The 16,558-nt window shown below is 56.1% G+C and carries 15 protein-coding genes; 10 read left to right on the plus strand and 5 right to left on the minus strand.

What is annotated here, in order from left to right:
- Positions 1-18 precede the first annotated feature (18 nt).
- The 9 genes from miaB (at position 19) to ACY692_RS09030 (ending at position 7,815) form a co-directional block, all read left to right on the plus strand.
- On the plus strand, positions 19-1,353 hold the full coding sequence (gene miaB, locus ACY692_RS08990) for a tRNA (N6-isopentenyl adenosine(37)-C2)-methylthiotransferase MiaB (protein WP_462325022.1): 1,335 nt from the start codon (positions 19-21) through the stop codon (positions 1,351-1,353).
- A complete protein-coding gene (locus ACY692_RS08995; protein ID WP_462325023.1) occupies positions 1,347-1,841 on the plus strand; it encodes a bifunctional nuclease family protein in 495 nt (164 codons plus the stop codon). The genes miaB and ACY692_RS08995 overlap by 7 nt, the downstream gene beginning before the upstream one ends.
- A 53-nt stretch (positions 1,842-1,894) precedes the next feature.
- Positions 1,895-2,602, plus strand: coding sequence for a histidinol phosphate phosphatase domain-containing protein (locus ACY692_RS09000; RefSeq protein WP_462325024.1), 708 nt, complete (start codon positions 1,895-1,897; stop codon positions 2,600-2,602).
- A gap of 105 nt (positions 2,603-2,707) precedes the next feature.
- Positions 2,708-3,418, plus strand: a complete 711-nt coding sequence (locus ACY692_RS09005) for a MotA/TolQ/ExbB proton channel family protein (protein ID WP_462325025.1) — start codon at positions 2,708-2,710, stop codon at positions 3,416-3,418.
- Between the two features lie 9 nt (positions 3,419-3,427).
- On the plus strand, positions 3,428-3,838 hold the full coding sequence (gene tolR, locus ACY692_RS09010; protein ID WP_462325026.1) for a protein TolR: 411 nt from the start codon (positions 3,428-3,430) through the stop codon (positions 3,836-3,838).
- 40 nt (positions 3,839-3,878) lie between these two features.
- A complete protein-coding gene (locus ACY692_RS09015; protein ID WP_462325027.1) occupies positions 3,879-4,670 on the plus strand; it encodes an energy transducer TonB in 792 nt (263 codons plus the stop codon).
- 381 nt (positions 4,671-5,051) lie between these two features.
- Complete coding sequence (locus ACY692_RS09020) at positions 5,052-6,401, plus strand: hypothetical protein (protein WP_462325028.1); 1,350 nt, start codon at positions 5,052-5,054, stop codon at positions 6,399-6,401.
- Positions 6,402-6,458: 57 nt separating this feature from the next.
- Positions 6,459-7,073, plus strand: coding sequence for a peptidoglycan-associated lipoprotein Pal (gene pal / locus ACY692_RS09025; protein ID WP_462325029.1), 615 nt, complete (start codon positions 6,459-6,461; stop codon positions 7,071-7,073).
- A 331-nt stretch (positions 7,074-7,404) separates the two neighbouring features.
- Positions 7,405-7,815: a hypothetical protein gene (locus ACY692_RS09030; RefSeq protein ID WP_462325030.1), complete on the plus strand. Its 411-nt coding sequence runs from the start codon at positions 7,405-7,407 to the stop codon at positions 7,813-7,815.
- 26 nt (positions 7,816-7,841) lie between these two features.
- Here the strand turns inward: ACY692_RS09030 and ACY692_RS09035 are convergent, their stop codons facing one another.
- The 3 genes from ACY692_RS09035 to ACY692_RS09045 all read right to left on the minus strand — a co-directional run bounded on the left by ACY692_RS09035 (position 7,842) and on the right by ACY692_RS09045 (position 13,724).
- Positions 7,842-8,906, minus strand: coding sequence for a phosphotransacetylase family protein (locus ACY692_RS09035; RefSeq protein WP_462325031.1), 1,065 nt, complete (start codon positions 8,904-8,906; stop codon positions 7,842-7,844).
- A gap of 292 nt (positions 8,907-9,198) precedes the next feature.
- Positions 9,199-12,852 (minus strand): pyruvate:ferredoxin (flavodoxin) oxidoreductase, encoded by a 3,654-nt coding sequence (gene nifJ, locus ACY692_RS09040; protein WP_462325032.1) that lies wholly within the window; start codon positions 12,850-12,852, stop codon positions 9,199-9,201.
- 575 nt (positions 12,853-13,427) lie between these two features.
- Positions 13,428-13,724 (minus strand): hypothetical protein, encoded by a 297-nt coding sequence (locus ACY692_RS09045; RefSeq protein ID WP_462325033.1) that lies wholly within the window; start codon positions 13,722-13,724, stop codon positions 13,428-13,430.
- Between the two features lie 107 nt (positions 13,725-13,831).
- Between ACY692_RS09045 and ACY692_RS09050 the strand changes: the two genes are divergently transcribed.
- Positions 13,832-14,314 (plus strand): phosphatidylglycerophosphatase A family protein, encoded by a 483-nt coding sequence (locus tag ACY692_RS09050; protein WP_462325034.1) that lies wholly within the window; start codon positions 13,832-13,834, stop codon positions 14,312-14,314.
- A gap of 89 nt (positions 14,315-14,403) precedes the next feature.
- On the opposite strand, the gene ACY692_RS09055 is transcribed toward ACY692_RS09050, so the two are convergent.
- On the minus strand, positions 14,404-15,027 hold the full coding sequence (locus ACY692_RS09055; protein ID WP_462325035.1) for a Maf family protein: 624 nt from the start codon (positions 15,025-15,027) through the stop codon (positions 14,404-14,406).
- 79 nt (positions 15,028-15,106) lie between these two features.
- On the minus strand, positions 15,107-16,558 hold a 1,452-nt coding region (locus ACY692_RS09060), incomplete at its 5' end, for a dihydrolipoyl dehydrogenase family protein (RefSeq protein WP_462325036.1).

Here is a 16,558-nt window from a genome sequence, read left to right on the forward strand (position 1 = left end):
AAAATTTCAAAATACCCCATGAAATTTCACATAATCACCTTTGGCTGCCAGATGAATGTCTGCGATTCCGACTGGCTGTCTTATTATTTGCAGACTCTTGGCTGGGAGCCCGTGGCCGAGGCCGAGGCCGAGTGTTTCATCGTCAACACTTGCAGTGTGCGGGAAAAACCCGAGCAGAAAGTGTACAGTCTTTTGGGCCGTCTCAAGGAATATTGGGAGGCCAATCCCCGCTGTTTTGTGGCCGTTGGCGGGTGTGTGGCCCAACAGGTGGGAACGGCGTTCTGGAAGCGGTTTCCCTTTGTCCGGCTGGTCTTCGGGACCGACGGGGTGGCCAATGTACCCTCGGCCCTGCAGCAGATTGTCGGTGACCCGGAAAAGCGGATCAGTCTGCTCGATTTTCTCGACCACTATCCCGAGCGGGAAAACCGTTTCCCTGCATATCTTCCGGCCCAGGCCTTCGTGAATATCATGCAGGGATGTGACAATTTTTGCGCTTACTGCATCGTTCCCTACACCCGGGGGCGGCAGAAATCGCGTGCCAGCAATTTGGTTCTGGATGAATGCCGGGCTCTGGTGGAGCGCGGGGTGCGCGAGATTTCCCTTCTTGGTCAGAACGTCAATAGCTATGGTCTGGACGATCATGGGGACGGGGTCGGTTTTGCCGAACTTTTACATATGGTTGCGGCCATTCCCGGACTCGACAGGTTGCGCTTCACCACCTCCCATCCCAAGGACATCGCCCCGGAGGTCATCCGGGCTTTCGGGACCCTGCCCAGCCTCTGTCCCCAACTCCATCTGCCGGTCCAGTCGGGCTCCGACGTCCTCTTGAAATCCATGGGCCGTAAGTATACCCGGGAGCGGTATGAGGGAATCGTCAGGGATCTTCGCTCTGTTTGTCCGGACATTGCCCTGACGACCGATCTCATTGTCGGATTTCCCGGAGAGACGGATCGGGATTTCGAGGAGACCCTTGGTCTCATGCACCGTGTCCGGTACGAAAGCAGTTTTTCCTTCAAGTATTCGGATCGCCCCGGTGTCCGGGCCGAGCGGATGGCGAACAAGGTTCCAGAAGCGGTCATGCAGGAACGTTTGCAGCGTTTGCAAGCATTGCAGGCCGAGTACACCGTGCAGGCACTCGAGGCCCGGGTGGGCAAACAGGACCAGGTTCTCGTGGAAGGGGCGAGCAGAAAATCCCATGGTAAAATTCCGTGCTGGCGGGGAAGGGATTTGGGGGGCCGGGTCGTCAATTTCGATTTTGATACCCCGGATTTGGTCGGCAAGATTGTTCCGGTAACCATTACCGCGGCAAAAAAGCACTCCCTTTGGGGAGAAGCGAGTGGTTCCCCATGGTAGAGATGACTGTTTTCGGGTTGGCCCTGGATGAGGAATCCCAGATGCCCATCCTCATCCTCAAGGACGAAAGCGAGACATATGTTTTGCCCATATGGATCGGTGCCATGGAGGCCATGGCTATTTCCATGGCCATAAACAAGGTTTCCATTCCCAGACCCATGACCCATGACCTGCTCCTGAACGTGATGGCGGAGATGGACGGCAAACTTGATCATGTGGAGATAGTGTCCATCGACAAAGGAACCTATTACGCGGCCCTGGTCGTTGATACGGCCGACGGGGCCAAACGGGTGGACAGCAGGCCCTCGGATTCCATCGCCCTGGCTTTGAAGTCCAAGGTGCCCATCATGGCGTCCACGACCATGCTCGAACAAACCTTTTCCCAGCAAAAAGGCGAGTACCAGGCTGTTATCGAAGGAGAGGACGCCAAACAATGGACCGAGATCCTGGCCAAGTACAATCTTGATGAGATCAAATACAAAATGTAAAATAATAAAATTTTTAAAATTTTCAAAATCTTTAAAATTCCAAAAAAATTACTATGATAGATCTACACACCCATACCATTTTTAGCGATGGCGACCTCATTCCGGCAGAAGCGGCCCAGCGGGCAGCCGTTGCCGGGTACAGGGCCATGGCCTTTACCGACCATGCCGATGCATCGAACCTCGACTTCATCTTGGAAAATATTTGTCGGGTGAGTGAAAAATTTTCCGTGTATACGGATATAGACCTCTTATGCGGGGTTGAATTGACCCATGTTCCGCCGGGGCTGATCGAAGAGTTGACCCAACAGGCACGGGCTGCGGGGGCTGAAATCGTGGTTGTCCATGGCGAGACCATTGTCGAGCCCGTTGCCGTGGGGACCAATCTCGCGGCTATCAATGCCGGTGTGGATATCCTGGCCCACCCGGGGCTCATCCGTCCCGAGGAAGTCGCCCTGGCAGCCAACAATAACGTGGCCCTGGAAATAACCACCCGCAAGGGGCATTGTCTGACGAACGGGCACGTGGCCGCTCTGGCCAAGGAGATGAAAGCTCCGTTGGTGATCAACAACGATGCCCATACCGTGGGGGATATGGTCCCTAAGAAGATGCGTAAGATGATCGCGCTCGGGGCGGGCATGTCCGCTGGTGACATCCGCAAGGCCGAAGCGAATTCCCAGGCCATTGTTCAGCAAATAATGAAGAAACGTATCAAGAAGCTACAGAGCAAGAATGGTGGGAACGGGAACGATCTTCCGGCCTAGCCCTTGAGGAAACGGCCCCTTCCAGGGGAGAGAATAGTTAACGGACCGGGTCGGCATTACAACCCTTCTTTGGTGACCCGGGCATAACACTTGTGGGAAACGTGCATGGATATGTTGTCGCAACTCGGTTTTTGGTCGATGGTTTCCGGTGCAACCTTGATGGTCAAAAGCGTCCTTTTTCTTCTGGCACTCATGTCGCTGGGGAGCTGGACGATCATTTTTTTTAAATGGTTCCAGCTCTCCCGGGTCAGACGGAGGGCTGTACGGGATCTGGATGGATTCGAGTCGACCGCGGACCTGGCCAAGGGGGTCGAGGTGCTGCGGAATGCCAAACTGTCTCCCCTGTATCCCATTGCGTTCGGGGCATTGTCCGAGATGCGTCAGCTGGAGAAGTCCTCCCTACACCCCTCGCTCGTTTTTCGTGTCTCCGGCGAGAATATCCAGCGGATCCTCAAGAAGGGGGTTGATAAACAGCTCGGTCAACTCGCCTCCACCCTGTCCTTTCTGGGTACCTGTGCCAATGCCGCCCCTTTTATCGGATTGTTCGGTACCGTCTGGGGGATCATGCACTCCTTCCATTCCATCGGACTCCAAAAAACCGCTGCACTGGCCACGGTTGCGCCGGGCATCTCCGAGGCCCTCGTGGCCACGGCCATCGGGTTGGGCGTGGCTATCCCCGCAGCCATTGCCTACAATGCATTTCTCGGGCTTTTGCATGGGATAGAAACCGAGCTCACGGCCTTCTCTGGGTCCTTTTTGAACCGTGCCCGTCGGGAGCTCCCCTGGATGCATGGTGTGAAAGCCAAAAAAGAGTAGGGACGGATCATGGAATTCAATCCCCATAAACGTGGTTTTATCGCTGAAATCAATGTGACCCCCTTTGTGGATGTCATGTTGGTTCTGTTGATTATTTTCATGGTCACCGCACCCATGCTCACCCAGGGGGTGGATGTGGATCTGCCCACGACCAACACAGTGGAAACATTGCCGGAAGACAGTGACCATCTTGTTTTGAGTGTGAAAAAGGACGGGTCGATTTTCTTGGATACCTATGCCGTGGAGCTCAAGGAGATGGAAAAACATCTCAAGCGACTGGTCAAGGACAAGAACAAGCTGCTCTACCTCAAAGCGGACAAGAATGTTCCCTATGGCGTGGTTGTCAAGGTCATGGCCAGGGTCAAATCGGCGGGAATCCAAAAACTCGGGGTGGTCGCCGAACCCGAGGATCTGGAGTAACCATGAATGGATGGCTCGTCCGTCTTTGCCATGAACGATTATGATGCGACTCATCAGCCTTTTTTTCTCCATCGCCCTTCATGCTGCCCTCATTGCCGCAGGGGTATATGCGTCCATGGGGAGTTCCATCCATGTTGATCTGGGAAAACGTGTCTATACGGTGGATTTGGTGAGCCTGCCCCCAGCGTCTCCATCGGAACCGTCCGGGTCTATAAAGAAGGCTGCATCTCCCAAGAAAAAAAAGGTGGCCACATCCCCAAAACCTCCACCCAAGCCCAAGTCCAAGCCCAAACCGCAGCCAGCCAAGAAGATCAGTCCTAAAAAATCCCCACCCCCTCGCAAGCGGGCAGCCAAGAAAAAACCTGATCCCAAGAAGAAAACCATATCCTCGGAGCAGGTTATCGCCCAGGCCCTCAAAGGGGTTCAGGGGGCGGTCCGCACGGAAACGCGTAAAGAGCGGCAGGATCTCGTCAGGGAATTGGCCGGGTTGCGCAAGAGGGTGGATCAGGATATCGGGTCCACTGGCCAAGGACGTACCGGCGCCCAGGGCTCGGGACTCGTTCAGGTCTATGGCCGGATTGCCGAAACGGCGATCAAGGAACATTGGCGATTCCCCAGAGTGGGAGGGGGCAACCTGGTCGCTCAAGTCGAGGTGCGTATCGATCACGGAGGCATGGTACTCGGGACCAAGGTGCTCGTTTCTTCGGGCCGCAAGGATTTTGATGGTTCGGCCCTGAGGGCCATCCACGAGGCAGAGCCCTTGCCGGAACCGCCGTCCAGAGACATCAACCGACTGATCATCAATTTCAATCTGAGCGAATTGCAGGAATGAACAGGCGGAAGCGGAAGACGGGGAAAGGCGGTTTTGGGTTTTATGGCCGAGGGAAGACGGAAGACAAGGAAGGGACGGTGTCGGACGCCAAGACCGGAAGCTCTCGACAGTAGAGACAAGGTTTTTGGGGCCTTCTACAGCAACGATAACGCGTTATCCAGGACATGATCCGTCGCCATGGTTTCCACCTATACACTGGATCTTGTCGCGGTCTCCGGGCCGCCGAAGATCCCGGCCTATGCCGTGGATAACGGCGCACGCTGAACATGCACCCCAAGAGGTGGAGATTTTTCAGGACGTGCCAATATCTCCCACCTCCATGACTCTTTTTACACCATTGGCGGTATCCAAAACCGCATGGGCATGGTTATGCCGGTCATTATGAATAAAAATACTCTCTTTTGTTTGATCGTCCTGCTCCTGGGATTGTTATTTCCGGGAGCCTCCCTTGCTGCAGAATCTGCCGTGTCCATCGATATCTACGGACCCGGACAGACCCGGGTACGTTTTTATCAGGCAGATCCCTTGGGCATGGACCGAAAACCCATTGCCGAACTCCCGGAAAGACTTGAGAAATTGGAAACAGCCTTACGGACCAATCTCGGTTTTCTCCCCTTTTTCGATTTTGTCACCACCCCGGATATTCTTGGCGGCGGGGACCTGGGAGGTTTCAGGGCCCGGGACATGGATTTCAAAAAACTCCAGCTCTCCAAGGTGGACCTGGTTTTGACAACGGCTTGGGATGACAGAAATGGCCAGGGGGGGGCGTCGGATTCAGTCGAGCTGCGCGTGTTTGAGACCTTTACCGGCCGCTTGGTCCTTGGTAAGGCCTATTATATCCAGAATGACAAGCAAGTTCCCGAAGTAGCCACACGGTTCTGTGCCGCCTTGATGAAGAAACTCACCGGGAGCGATACGTTCTTTACTTCGCGTATCGCATATGTCTGCCGGCAGGGAACTTTCAAGGAGATCTGTCTGGTTTCACCCCAGGGGAATGATCTGTTCCAGGTGACCCATTTCGACGGAATCAGTCTGAGTCCTGTATGGTCTTCAAATGGTGATAAGCTCGCTTTCTCTTATCTGGATGGCACCGGACACAGATTGGCTGTCTGGGACAGGAAGAGCCGCGAGATCATGAAATACGATCTGCCCGGGCACACCTGTATCGGCCCTGCTTTTGATGCTGACGACGATCTGGCCATCAGTATCGATCCCTTCGGGAATCCGGACATCTATCTTCTTGATCCGTCTTACAAGGTCAAGAATCTGCGTTCGCCACTGGTCCAAAACAGGGCCATCGATATTTCGGCGTCTTTCGATCGTCAGGGAAAACGCATGGCCTTTGTGTCCAGCAGGTACGGTAATCCCCATATCTTTGTGCTCGATCTGAAAACCGGTGCCGTTACGCGGGTGACCTACGAAGGGACCTATAACACGTGTCCAAATCTCAGTCCTGATGGGAGATTGCTCGCCTTTGCTCGAAGGACGGATTCCGGGCACAGGATTTTCGTCACCGAACTGGCCACGGGGACGGAAAGGCAGGTAACCTTCGGGCCGGGCAACGATGAGGACCCGGCCTGGTCGCCGGACGGCTATTTTCTGGCCTTCACGTCCAACCGGTCCGGAAAGTATCAGCTTTATGTGGCCACTAAATATGGCGATAATGCCAAGCATATCCCGACGGGGCCTGAAGATGCCACCGCTCCAGCCTGGTCACCGGTTGCTTGGTAATTGTTGAAATTTTTCAGTGTGTGTTTGAAACGACATTCTTACCCAGGGAGGGCTCTTATGATGCAGCATGGTTCGCGTTGGTTGGTTCTAATGGTCTTGGCATGTTTTGTCTGTTTTGGTTGCGCCAAAAAGCAGATTTCATCCCAGGCAACAGTCCCTGCATCCCAGGAACTGGAAGAACAGCAGACCCAGGAGATGACCCAGGCTGAAAAGCTTGCCGCAGAGGAATTGGAACTGGCTCGCGAGGAACAGCTCGTCGAAAAAGAGCTCGCTGAAGAACAGCGGATCGCGGAAGAGCGGGCACGGAAGGAGGCCATGCTCGAACAGGGCGTGGAGACCCTTGAGGCCGACAAGATCTATTTTGACTTTGATTCCTTTGTCCTCAAACCCCAGGCCAGGACCATTCTCCAGAACAAGGCCGAGCTACTCAAGAAGCTGCCCGAGCTTAAAATGCGCATCGAGGGAAATTGTGATGAACGGGGCACGGACGAATACAACCTCGCCCTGGGTGAAAGACGCGCCCGCGTGGCCTATGAGTTTTTGATCCTTCTCGGCGTTGACCCCCAGCGGCTGCAGATCATCAGCTACGGCGAGGAGTATCCCGCCGATCCCGCCCATAACGAAACCGCCTGGGCGTTGAACAGGCGGGATGAATTCAAGATTTTTAAATAAGGACGGAACAACCGTGTCTGTCGTCGTTTTATTGACGCACGACGCGATATCACTATGGCTGCAGCACGCTATCCGATGGAGATGGGCTGCGCCGACTGTCTGATACAAGGCCGTGATCTCGGTGCCGGAGTCGTTTCGGTGCGGCGATCACGGCCTTGTTGGTACAGAACTGATACCATTTTCATTTTGACTGCATCGGTTGCCATTGGGGTGTGGCATTATTCTCTTCATTTACAAAAATGTGCTTCAATACATGCAAAAAACCCTTAGTTTTTTTTGACGATCGTTGGGTCCATGGGGCTGCCCTTTCACGTATCCAGGGCCCCGGTTCATGGACGAATTGTCTGTATGTGCCAAGGATTTCAGGAAGAACGGCTTTCAAAGCAGGGTTGGTTCAGACGGGATGGAGCGTGCCTGTCTGCATCCAGTGCAGGATTTGCCGGGCAAAGGCTCTGAAATGATCGAGATGGGTGGTGCACACCGTGTAAACAATATTCCAGTCGATGGAAAAATAGTCATGGACTGCGATATTCCGGAATCCCACGCTTTTTTTGATTCGTGCACAGAGATGATCCGGGCGGCTGTGGATGGATCACGGAAAACGGGCGGGTCCATATATGAATCGCCCCTACGAGTTTTGGGTAATTATGTGATAGATATTTTTGTGCAGATGCTTACCCTTTGTGGATTACAACTGAAAAAGGGAAGCCGTTTGGCTTCCCTTTCCTGTTTTTGGACCTGAGATGTGTGGTGCAAACGTTCTCGGCCTTACACCCCCAACGCCTCCTTGATGGCCTGGAAGTCCACGTTGGAATTGATGATCTGGGTGGCCTGGTTGATTTTGACGATATCACGGAGTTTGTGGCTGACCTGGATGTTCTCCATCTTTTTGGCCACGGTATAGGTGTCGTCCCTGACCACGATGATGGGCACACCCAGGACTTCGGAGCGGGTCAGGATGATGTCGTTGGGGTAGAGGTTGCCGGTCAGGATGAGGCAGGGGGCTCCTCCCTCGAGTGCCACGAGCTGGACGTCCGAGCGGTCACCACCGACAATGATGGCCGCCTTTTTGTGTTTTTTGAAGTGGGTCATGAAGTTTTCGACCTGCATGGTTCCAATGAGGAAATTCTCCACGATCTTGTCGGATTTGGAACTCACGGAAATGATCTTTCCCCCGAGACGGTTCGACAGGTCCCTGATGGTGATTCCCTTCATGATGGAATCCGGGGGGATGATGCCGAGCACATTGATCCCGTTGTTTTCCAGGAAGGGTTTGATCACGTTCTGGACCTCGTCCATGACATGCACTGGAATGTCATTGAAAATGATACCCAACAGGGAATCCCCCAGTTGTTCCTTGACGGACAGCAGGTAGTCATAATTGATGTCTTTGGAAAAACGGTCGATGAGGATGGTCTTGAGCCCGAGGAGTTTGGTCAATGTTGGACCGTCCACGCCGCAGTATTTTCCGGAATGCAGGAAGCTGCCCGATCCCCCCATGACCATTATATCCGTTCCGGAACTGAGTTTTTCGTAGGCTTCCTTGATCTTGTTGATCGGGGTGTCACATTTTCCAGCCAATGCCTTTGCCTTGAAATCATGCGTGATCACCAGGGGGGTGACCAGCCCCGGATCTTCATCCAATCCGAGAACTTCTTGGAGAAAAAAGGCATCCTCATCCCCGACCTTGTCTCCTGCCTTGCCGGGAACGGCCCCAACGGGTTTCATATACCCGACCTTGAGTCCCTCCTTTTGGAACTTCATACCCAAAGAGAGGGCGATCATGTTTTTGCCGGCGTATCCAGAAGTCGATCCTATGTAGAGTCCAATCATACCTGTGCCCCCTTTGTCCTGAGAGTTCATTCAAAAAATAGTCGTATGGATCCGGTTGCTATCCATGGTTACCTTATAAACGATATACAGCCGTATACGTCAAGTGCGGATGGAATGCATGGAAAAAACGGTGATTGGTCCATGGCATGTGGTCGTTGGACATATCCCCAGGGTAATTGGCGCGGACGAAACCCTTGTCATCCCCATGGGATAGAGTGAAGAGATGCGTCCGCGCCAGCGGTGTATCCATCCGGCAGACATACCTGCTCAGGGACTGAACCGAGCCGGAGGGTTATTTTCCCGACCTGCCGTCGTCGCACGGGCCATTGTTCCCGTCGGGCCTGGCGTGTTCGGCGGTAGCGGTGACCTCGCACCGTTCTCCACCCCCGTCAGCCGGAACCTGTGAAGGGGATGCCCCGGAAGCGGATTTTGCGTGGGGTTCCGTCTCGGCCATGCGTTTTAGGGTTTCGTAACGTTCCTGGTACTGGATCTCGATGGCTGCACGCAGCTTTTCGGACTCTTCCGGAAAGGTCCGTTCCAACAGGCCGTAGCGGTTTTCACCGGACAGGAATTCCTGCAGGGTTCCATCGGGTCCCTTGGAATCCAGGATGAAGGGGTTCTTGCCTCCATCGGCCAACCGGGGATTGTATCTGTACAGTGGCCAGTAGCCGGAACTCACTGCAAGCTGTTCCTCGAGCTGGGATTTGCCCATGCCCTTTTTGATGCCCTGATTGATACACGGGGCATAGCAGATGATCAGGGATGGGCCGGGATAGCTTTCGGCCTCGGTAAATGCCTTTAACAGCTGCTGCTTGTTGGCCCCCATGGCCACGGAAGCGACATACACATAGCCGTAGGTCATGGCCATGCGGCCGAGATCCTTTTTGCCGGTCTTTTTTCCCGAGGCCGCGAACTTGGCGATGGACCCGAGCGGCGTTGCCTTGGAGGACTGGCCGCCGGTGTTGGAATAGACTTCCGTATCCATGACCAGGACATTGATGTCCTCGCCCGAGGCCAGCACATGGTCCAACCCGCCGTACCCGATGTCATAGGCCCAGCCGTCACCGCCGAAGACCCAGTAGGATTTCTTGGTGAACAGGTCTTCCATGGTCTTGATTTCTTCGAGAAGATCGTTGGCCGGAGCTCCAGCCAGCAGGTCGCGGAGTTTGTCACCTTCTCCCCTGGATACCTGGGCATCGTCCTTGCCCGCAAGCCAGGCCTGCATGGTCGCTTTGAGATCGGCGGGCAGGTCCGTTTCCAGAGCCTGGGTGATCTTGGATGCCAGGGTGTTTCTGCGCTGGTCGATCCCCAGAGAGATACCGAACCCGAACTCGGCCGCATCCTCGAATAGGGAGTTGCCCCATGCCGGGCCGTGGCCGTTCTTGTCGGTGCAGTAGGGCACGGCCGGAGCCGAGGCACCCCAGATGGACGAACAGCCGGTTGCATTGGCAATGATCATGCGTTCGCCAAAGAGCTGGGTGAGGAGTTTGACATACGGTGTTTCACCGCAGCCCGCACAGGCCCCGGAGAACTCGAGCAACGGCTGCTGGAGCTGGCTGCCCTTGAGGGAGGTCCGCTTCATGAGGCCGTCTTTGACCGGAACGGCATCGGCAAAGTCGAAATTGGGCACCTGTTCGGCGGTCTGGGTGTCGATGGGCTTCATGACCAGGGCCTTTTCCTTGGCCGGGCAGATATCCGCGCAATTGCCACAGCCCAGACAATCCATGGTGTTCACCTGGATGCGGAAGTGCATGCCCTTGACCTCTTTGCCCAGGGCGGGCTTGGTGGTGAAGCCGGCAGGCGCCTTTGCAAGCTCCTCGTCCGTGAGCAGGACCGGACGGATGGCCGCGTGGGGGCAGACCATGGCGCATTGGTTGCACTGGATGCAATTCTCCATGATCCATTCGGGCACGTTGATGGCTACGCCGCGCTTTTCGTGCTTGGTGGTGCTCAGCGGGAAGGTGCCGTCCGGGGTGAACGCGCTCACGGGCAGCTTGTCGCCCTGCTGGACGAGCATGGGCCGCATGACGTTCTTGACGAAATCGGGCTCGCTGCGTTCCACGGCCGGTCCGTCCACCGCGTCTTTCCAGGCTTCGGGAACATCCACCCCGATGAGGTTGTCCACGGACTGGTCCACGGCAGCGATGTTCATGTTCACGATCTTGTCGCCCTTTTTACCGTAGGTGGTCTTGATGGATTCCTTGAGCAGGGCCACGGCATGCTCGAAGGGAATGACCTCGGAGAGCTTGAAGAAGGCCGTCTGCATGATCATGTTGATCCGACCGCCCAGGCCCACACTGCCCGCGATCTTGACCGCGTCGATGATGTACATCTTCAGCTTTTTCTCGGCAATGGTCCTCCGCATGGATGCGGGCAGTTCCCTGTCCAGCTCCTCGGGGGACCAGTGGCAGTTGAGCACAAAGGTGCCGCCTTCCTGGATGTTTTCCAGTATGTCGTAGGTATGCACGTAGCTGGGATTGTGGCAGGCGATGTAGTCGGCGGCCTCGATGAGGTAGGTCGACTGGATGGGCAGATCCCCAAACCGGAGATGGGAGATGGTCAGCCCGCCGGATTTTTTGGAATCATAGGCAAAATAGCCCTGGGCATAGAGATCGGTATTGTCCCCGATGATCTTGATGGCGCTCTTGTTGGCCCCCACGGTCCCGTCGGAACCAAGCCCCCAGAACATGCACCGGACCGTTCCCGTGGGCGCACTGGAGAAGGATTTGGGGATATCCAGGGAGGTGTCCGTGACATCGTCCACAATGCCCACGGTGAAATGGTTCTTCGGGGTGTTCCCGAGCATGTTGTCAAAGACCGCCTTGACCATCCGGGGGCTGAATTCCTTGGAACCCATGCCGTAGCGGCCACCGGTGATGAGCGGCATTTCGCCCTGTTCCATGAACGCGGTGCACACGTCCTGATACAGCGGATCGCCCAGAGCGCCGGGTTCCTTGGTCCTGTCCAGCACGGTGATCCGCTCTGCCGTGGCAGGAAGGACCCGCAAGAAGGCCTCGGCCACAAAGGGACGGTACAGGCGAACCTTGACCAGGCCGACCCGTTCTCCCCTTCCGTTCATGGCGTCCACCGCTTCCTCGATGGTCTCGCAGGAGGAGCCCATGGACACGATGACCCGTTCGGCCTCGGGGTGACCCACGTAGTCGAAGAGTTTGTACCCGCGGCCGGTCAGGGCGGAAACCTGACGCATGCAATTGGTCACGATCCTTGGGAGGGCTTCGTAATAGGAATTGGCGGCCTCGCGTCCCTGGAAGTAGATGTCCGGATTCTGGGCCGTGCCCCGGATGTCCGGGTGCTCCGGGTTCATGGCCCGGGCCCTGAATGCCTTGATCTTGTCGTAGTCGGCCAGCTTGGCCATGTCTTCGTAGTCGATGATCTCGATCTTCTGGATTTCGTGGGAAGTCCGGAACCCGTCAAAGAAGTGCACAAAGGGGAGGGAGGATTGCGTGGCGGCCAGGTGGGCGACCAGGGCCAGATCCATGACCTCCTGGACCGAGGCGGAAGCGAGCTGGGCGAACCCGGTCTGCCTGGCGGCCATGACATCGGCGTGGTCCCCGAAGATGGACAGGGCGTGGCCGGCAATGGCCCGGGCCGTGACGTGGAAGACGGCGGGGAGAAGCTCGCCTGAAATTTTGTACATATTCGGGATCATGAGCAAAAGACCCTGGGAGGCCGTGAACGTGGTCGTCAGGGCACCGGCTGCCAGGGAGCCGTGGACCGCGGCGGCCGCTCCGGATTCGGCCTGCATTTCCCGTATGGTCAGGGTGTTGCCGAAAATATTTTTCCGTCCCTTGGCAGCCCATTCGTCCGCGATTTCGCCCATGGGGGAGGATGGGGTGATGGGGTAGATGGCGGCAGCGTCACTCATGGCGTAGGCCACGTGTGCGGCAGCGGTGTTGCCGTCCATTGTTTTCATTTTTTTAGCCATGGATTCACTCCTTGGATGTTAAGGATGACTCGAAATGGTGTGGGATGGTTGCTTTCCGTTCCCCCGGTCGGATATACCGTGAGCGGTGTACCTGAGAGATCGATTATGGGGCGAAAACTAATTTTTAACAAAACATCAAAATGTTGTCGACGGGATTGGCCGGAGACATGTGGAGAGGCGCTAAAGATCCCCGTATAAGCATTTCCCCAATCCGTATAAAAAAAAACATGTCGGGACAAGGGTAAACCGGGAGTTCTTATGCTAGTGGCCGATTTTGTTTACTCAATGGCGAGCATGTTGCGCTTTCGGGGATATAGAGGGGGGCGAGGTGCGTTCAGGGAAGAGAGAAACCTCTTGTGGGCGGTGAGTGCCGTTTACGGAGGACCGTGGGGGGGGCGGAACCGGTTGTTGACACCATCACCCCGGATCCGGGCAGGGATCTCTCTGCATTTGTTCTTTTTGACGTCCAAGGGAGGTATGGGATACCGGATTTTTCGGGCTATGGCGTGGGGGGATATATCCTTGCGGCGGACGTTCCAGGTCCGCGGTTCCGCATTATTCGGTCCCACGTTTTTTTACCGTCCCGAAACCATCTCCGACAACCAGACAACCGAGTACATGGCCACGCCGACCAGTCCGAAAAAACTGATCAAAGACATGGAAAAAATTTTCAGCACGGCATCCTGGAGCATGGGGGACGAAATATCCTTGATCCACATAAGATTGGTCGGATCGGTCAAATCCCAGATGTGGAGCATGTTCCATTTGTCGGTCAGGGCCTTTATGGTCAGCTGGTACAAAAAAACCATGATCGCCGTGCCCCAACAGCAATAAGCAGACCAGATCAGACGCAATTTTTTTCTTCCATCCATTGTTCATCCTCTATATGTTGGATCCGTTATTTCCAAGACGGTGTTTCCTACGACCGTTTGGAACGGGACGCAAGAAAAGCCGCCAACAATCTAAACCGGAACAAACCATGAACGACAAGCATCTTTCTTTTACCGACACCATTATTGTAAATGTGGCGACCCTGTGGATAGCCGGACGCGGCCCCAAGGCCCCGGGCACCTGGGGATCGCTGGCAGCCATGGTTATGGCCCCTTTTATGTTTCTCCCCCTGCCCTTGCTCTACCGTATCGGGGTCCTTGTCGGGATTTTTTTCCTGGGAAGCTTGGCGGCGGCCAGGGCTGAAACCATCATGGGCCAAAAGGATCCGGGGTGCGTTGTTATTGACGAATTGTTGGGGTTGTGGGCCTGTTACCTTTTTTTCCCGGAACTCTCGCCGTTGATGCTTGCCATCGGTTTTGTGCTCTTTCGGATTTTTGACATTGCCAAGCCCTGGCCGGTCCGGGCCTCGGAGACCTGGCTTCCGGGCGGATGGTCGGTCATGCTCGACGATGTCTTTGCCGGAGTCTATGCCGGGGTGTGCTTGTGGGGGGTATGGCTGGTGGTCTTATAGAGACGACTTTTATTGTCTCGCTGGACCGATTATCCATACGTTGATTGGTTCTTGCCGAGCATAGCAGCTGGAGCACGGTGTGTATATCGTCAGCCTTCCTGTGGAACAATAGCCCCCCAGGATACGAGAACTTCCAAGATCCTCGCCAACGGCAACCCCACGACATTGGTGTATGATCCCCTGATTCCACTGACAAGAAAACCGCCCACTCCCTGGATGGCGTAGCTCCCTGCCTTGTCCATGGGTTCGCCCGTGGCGATGTAGGCGTTGAGGGTTGCCTGGTCCCTTGGGGGCATGTCCACCTGGGTGGAGACGCTGGTATGCACGCAGCGTTTGCCCATCTTGTGCATGATACAGCAGCCGGTGATGACCTCGTGGGTGGTGCCGCACAGGCTGGTAAGCATGCTCAGGGCGTGCTCCCTGGAGGTCGGTTTGCCCAGGATGGTCGGTCCTTGGACCACAATGGTGTCCGCGCCGATAACCACGGCATCGGCACGTTTGTTGGCGATTTCTTCGGTCTTGAGTAGGGCCATGCGTTCGGCATACGCAGCCGGGGATTCTCCCTTGTCAGGTGCCGGTTCCTTCGCCCTGGCCGGGATGACCTCGAAATGGATGCCCAAGGAGCAGAGCAGTGCCTGGCGTCTGGGCGATGCCGAGGCCAGGATGATCGGATGGTTGGTGCGGAACGGGCCGCGGGTGGTTATGTCGAACATGGGTTCTCTTGGAAAAGGTTAATGATCGAAAGGGGATAAAGGATTGGGGACGGGAGGCAGGGCCCCGCCCCCCGTCTCCTTATTTTTGCTCCGCCAACAACGCCTCTTTGAGTGCCTCATCCAGTGTCGGATGGGCAAAAACGATTCCCTCCACCTTTTCCCGTGTCCAGCCTTCCTTGACCGCCACCTCGCACAGGGTGATCAGGTGGGACACGCCGTGCCCCGCCGCGCTGATCCCCATGACCCTGTTGTTAGACCAGACCACCTTGATCAGGCCCGCTGAGGCGCCGTGGGACTGGCAGATGGGGTTGGCGCTGAGCATGGATTTGGAAACCCTGGCCTCCTTGCCCTGATTTTTCAGTTCCTCGGCCGTAGATCCCGTGCGGATGGCCTCGGTGGAGCCGTAGATGCATCCGGGGATGGGGCCGGGTGCGTAGGGGCCTTGCGTTGTGCCCTGGATATGGTTGATCACGTATTCGGCCTGGTCGGATGCCGCGTGGGCCAGCAGGGTGCGGCCGTTGATGTCGCCGATGGCGTAGATGTTCTCGCCCGCCTGGAGAAAATCGTCGGTAGTGATCCAGCCCCTTGCCTGGGTGGCGATCTGTGCGGCTTCCAGGTTCAATCCTTCCGAATTGGGCTTTCTGCCCACGGCAACCAGGGCCTTGTCCGCCCCCAAGGTGGTGCCGTCTTCAAGGCTGACAACGGCCTTGCCTCCATTGGCCGTTATTCCGGCCACCTTCTTTCCCGTGCTGACCTTCCATTTGGACCGTTTAAGGGCCGTTGCCAGGACCTTTGAGATTTCAGGGTCTTCGGTGGGCGCGACCCGGTCCAAGCCTTCGATGAGGGTGATCTTTGTGCCCATGCGTTCCCAGAACTGGCCCAGTTCCAGGCCGATGGCTCCGGCCCCGATGATGGCCAGGGACCCCGGGGTCTCTGTAAGGTCGAGCAGGTCTGTGGAATCCAGGATGGTCTCATGATCCGGCTCCATGCCCGGGAAAAAAGACGGGCTCGATCCCGTGGCGATGATCAGCTTTCCGAATCCGAATTCGGTCTGGTCGCCAGTATCCCCATCCACGATGAGGGAGGCGGGGGATGCGAGTTGGGCCCGTCCTCGGATGAGCTCAACGTTCTCCTTGGCCAGGGATTGTTCAATGGCCTTGCGACTGGCCGTGACCATGGTATTCTTGCGTTTCAAGAGGGCAGGGAGATCAACGCTCATGGACCCGGATGCCAGCCTGAGCCGTTCCTGTGCCCTGATCCCTGCAATGGGATCGGTGGCCCCCAGAAAGAGCTTGGTCGGGATGCACCCCCAATTGAGGCAGGTCCCTCCGAGAGGGCCGGATTCCACAAGCGCGGTTGTCAGTCCCGCCCGTCCCGCGGCCAGGGCGGCGGCATGCCCGCCCGGTCCGGAACCGATAATGATCAGATCGTAGGTTCGCATGGATTCTCCCGTGATCAGATAACCCGTAGGGGCGGATTCCATATCCGCCCTCTTTGCATCCATATCCGCTCTTTTTGCATCCATATCCGC

It is taken from the genome of Desulfoplanes sp. (assembly GCF_054921335.1).

Coding starts and splice junctions, on each gene's coding strand:
- pal (WP_462325029.1), top strand. CDS start 6,459: ATGATGCAGCATGGTTCGCGTTGGTTGGTTCTAATGGTCTTGGCATGT.
- ACY692_RS09055 (WP_462325035.1), bottom strand. CDS start 15,027: ATGTTCGACATAACCACCCGCGGCCCGTTCCGCACCAACCATCCGATC.
- nifJ (WP_462325032.1), bottom strand. CDS start 12,852: ATGGCTAAAAAAATGAAAACAATGGACGGCAACACCGCTGCCGCACAC.
- ACY692_RS09005 (WP_462325025.1), top strand. CDS start 2,708: ATGGATATGTTGTCGCAACTCGGTTTTTGGTCGATGGTTTCCGGTGCA.
- tolR (WP_462325026.1), top strand. CDS start 3,428: ATGGAATTCAATCCCCATAAACGTGGTTTTATCGCTGAAATCAATGTG.
- ACY692_RS09015 (WP_462325027.1), top strand. CDS start 3,879: ATGATGCGACTCATCAGCCTTTTTTTCTCCATCGCCCTTCATGCTGCC.
- ACY692_RS09045 (WP_462325033.1), bottom strand. CDS start 13,724: ATGGATGGAAGAAAAAAATTGCGTCTGATCTGGTCTGCTTATTGCTGT.
- ACY692_RS09000 (WP_462325024.1), top strand. CDS start 1,895: ATGATAGATCTACACACCCATACCATTTTTAGCGATGGCGACCTCATT.
- ACY692_RS09035 (WP_462325031.1), bottom strand. CDS start 8,906: ATGATTGGACTCTACATAGGATCGACTTCTGGATACGCCGGCAAAAAC.
- ACY692_RS08995 (WP_462325023.1), top strand. CDS start 1,347: ATGGTAGAGATGACTGTTTTCGGGTTGGCCCTGGATGAGGAATCCCAG.
- miaB (WP_462325022.1), top strand. CDS start 19: ATGAAATTTCACATAATCACCTTTGGCTGCCAGATGAATGTCTGCGAT.
- ACY692_RS09050 (WP_462325034.1), top strand. CDS start 13,832: ATGAACGACAAGCATCTTTCTTTTACCGACACCATTATTGTAAATGTG.
- ACY692_RS09020 (WP_462325028.1), top strand. CDS start 5,052: ATGAATAAAAATACTCTCTTTTGTTTGATCGTCCTGCTCCTGGGATTG.
- ACY692_RS09030 (WP_462325030.1), top strand. CDS start 7,405: ATGGACGAATTGTCTGTATGTGCCAAGGATTTCAGGAAGAACGGCTTT.